The following is a 2571-nucleotide window of genomic DNA, read 5'->3' as shown; positions in this document are numbered from 1 at the left end:
CGCCGTGCTGGCCGCCGGCCTCACCGCCACCACCGCCGGGCCGGCGCAGGCCGCCGCCTACGAGAGCTCCCCGTACGGCTACGCCGCCGGCACCACCGGCGGCGCCGGCGGCAGCCGCACCACCGTCACCACCCTGGCCGCGCTGAAGACCGCGGTGGCCGGCAGCGCCGCCAAGACCGTGTACGTCTCCGGCACCATCGCGCTCGCCGGGCAGGTGGACGTCGGCTCCAACACCAGCGTCATCGGCGTCGGCGCGGGCTCCGGCCTCACCGGCGGCGGACTGCGGGTCAAGAACGCCACCAACGTGGTGCTCCGGAACCTGAACATCAGCAAGGCCGTCGGCACCGACGCCATCACCGTCCAGGCCTCCACCAAGGTCTGGGTGGACCACAACGACCTGTCCTCCGACCGCAGCCACGGCAAGGACTACTACGACGGCCTGGTGGACATCACGCACGGCTCGGACAACATCACCGTCTCCTGGAACAAGTTCCACGACCACTACAAGGTCAGCCTGGTCGGCCACTCCGACAGCAACGCCGCCGAGGACACCGGCAAGCTGCACGTCACCTACGGCCACAACTGGTTCGACAACGTCAACTCGCGGCTGCCCAGCGTCCGTTTCGGCACCGCCCACGTCTACAGCAACTACTTCGGCAACGTCGGCGACAGCGCCGTCCACTCGCGGATGGGCGCCCAGGTGCTGGTCGAGCGGAACGCCTTCGCCGGCTCCTTCGAGTCCGTCACCACCACCGGGGACAGCAAGACCGACGGCTACGCCAACCTGTTCCGCAACGACCTCGGCTCGACCACCACCGACATCACCCGGACCGGCAGCTTCACCGCCGCGCCCTACGCCTACGACCCGACCGGCGCGGACACCGTGGCGGCCGTGGACACCGCGGGCGCCGGCACAGGCCGGATCTGACGCCGGACCGGTGCGGCACCGGCCGGACCCGGTGCCGGCCGGATCCGACGCCGGAACAGCAGGACGCCGGCGGTCCCGGGAGCGTCCCGGGGCCGCCGGCGTCGGTGCGCCTGCGGTGCCGCTGTTACTTGATCTTCAGGACCTGGCCGGGCTTGATGAGGTTCGGGTCCTGGCCGATGGTGCCCTCGTTGCCGTCGTAGACCTGCTTCCAGCCGCCGAGCTTGTTCTTGTCGGAGATGTCGGAGAGCGTGTCGCCGGCCGCCACCGTGTACGTGTCGGGCTGCGCGGCGGGCGTGGTGGCCTGCGGAGCCGGGGTGGCCGTGGTGGCGGCCGGGTCGGCGGTGGTGCCCGGGCCGGTGGTGGCCGGCGCGGTGGTGCTCGGGGCCGGCGTGCCGGGGGTGGTGGCCGGCGCGGTGGTCGCGCCGGTGGTGACCGGCTGGCCCGTGATCGGGTCGATGACGGGGGGCGCGGCGTCCGGTGCGGCGGTGCCCGGGGCGGGCGTGCCGGGGGCCGTGGTGGTGCCCGGCACCGGGGCGGTCGTGGTGCCGGTCGGGTCGGGGGTGACCGGGAGGCCCGTGATCGGGTCGATGGTCGGAGGCGTGGTGGCGTTGCCCTGTGCGGCGGGCAGGGTCGGCGCGGTGGTGGCCTGGCCTGGCGCCGTGGACTGGCTCTGGGCGGTCGGGGCCGTCGGGCCGGTGTAGTAGTCGTAGATCTCCTGGCTGGTCGTCCAGTACCACTGACCGTCCACCAGGTACCAGTAGACGCCGCTGGCGTCCCGGCCCTGCATGCCGGTGAAGACCGGCGCCGAGGCGCCGCGGTCGGTCGGCGCGGTGGTGGCGGCCGGCGCCGTCGAGCCCTGGGAGTCCTGGTCGACCGTCTCCGGCTTGCCCTCGCCGGTGAGGCCCGCGGACTTGCCGCAGTTGCCCCAGGCCTTCGCGCCGCGGTCTTCCAGGACACGCTCGGCGACGGCGATCTGCTCCTCCTTGGTGGCCCGGTCGGGCGTGGAGGCGAACTTGTCGCCGCCGTAGGCGACCCAGGTGCGCAGGTCGAGCTGGAGGCCGCCGTACTCGCCGTTGCCGACGCTCTTGCCCCAGTTGCCCGCGCTGGCGCACTGGGCCACCGCGTCCCAGGTGGTGACCGGGGCGGCGTGGGCGCCCGTCGCGGTGAGCAGCGGGATCGCCAGACCCGCACCTGCCACACCTGCGGCCGCGACGGCGCGCTCGGTCTGGGTGGGGCGGCGGTGACGGCCCGAGCCGATGAAACCCATCGAGTTCCCTCTCCGCACGCCTGCGAGGTGAGCTGTCGGGTTCGGACCGGGAGGTGGCCCGGCCGCACTGAGGCGGCTTCACCCCTAGCCGTGTGGGGGCGGCGTCGAAACTGGGTCCCCCGTCCCTGCCCAGGGTCTGGTCGGTGACCCGGTCGACGCGGTGGGCAGGGTTCGGCGTGCCGCGCCTCGGGCGCCCGTGCTGTCGGGCTGAGGTGGACATTAGAGGGATCATCACTGCGATAACAAGCCAGCATCCCGAACATCACACAATCATCACGAGTGCTTCGGTGCCGCATGCGTGCATTTCGGCCGCGCGCCGCCCCGCGCGCCGCTGCCCGCCCGCGCGGCGCCGCAGGTCGCGGGGGCGGCAGCGGCC

2 protein-coding genes and 1 riboswitch are annotated in these 2571 nt (G+C 73.4%); of the genes, one reads left to right on the top strand and one right to left on the bottom strand.

The window, feature by feature from the left end; translation table 11 throughout:
* Positions 1 to 4 precede the first annotated feature (4 nt).
* A complete protein-coding gene (locus tag ABZ641_RS32715) occupies positions 5 to 928 on the top strand; it encodes a polysaccharide lyase family 1 protein (RefSeq protein WP_359987740.1) in 924 nt (307 codons plus the stop codon).
* Positions 929 to 1052: 124 nt separating this feature from the next.
* Here ABZ641_RS32715 and ABZ641_RS32710 read toward each other — a convergent pair whose 3' ends face one another.
* Complete coding sequence (locus tag ABZ641_RS32710; protein ID WP_359987737.1) at positions 1053 to 2195, bottom strand: transglycosylase family protein; 1143 nt, start codon at positions 2193 to 2195, stop codon at positions 1053 to 1055.
* A 1-nt stretch (position 2196) separates the two neighbouring features.
* A riboswitch (cyclic di-AMP (ydaO/yuaA leader) is annotated at positions 2197 to 2347 on the bottom strand.
* Between the last annotated feature and the right edge of the window lie 224 nt (positions 2348 to 2571).

This window comes from Kitasatospora sp. NPDC007106 (assembly GCF_040634455.1).
Classification (GTDB): domain Bacteria; phylum Actinomycetota; class Actinomycetes; order Streptomycetales; family Streptomycetaceae; genus Kitasatospora; species Kitasatospora arboriphila.
The sequence above is the reverse complement of the archived record's forward strand: the minus strand, read 5'-3'. Positions and strand labels throughout refer to the sequence as shown.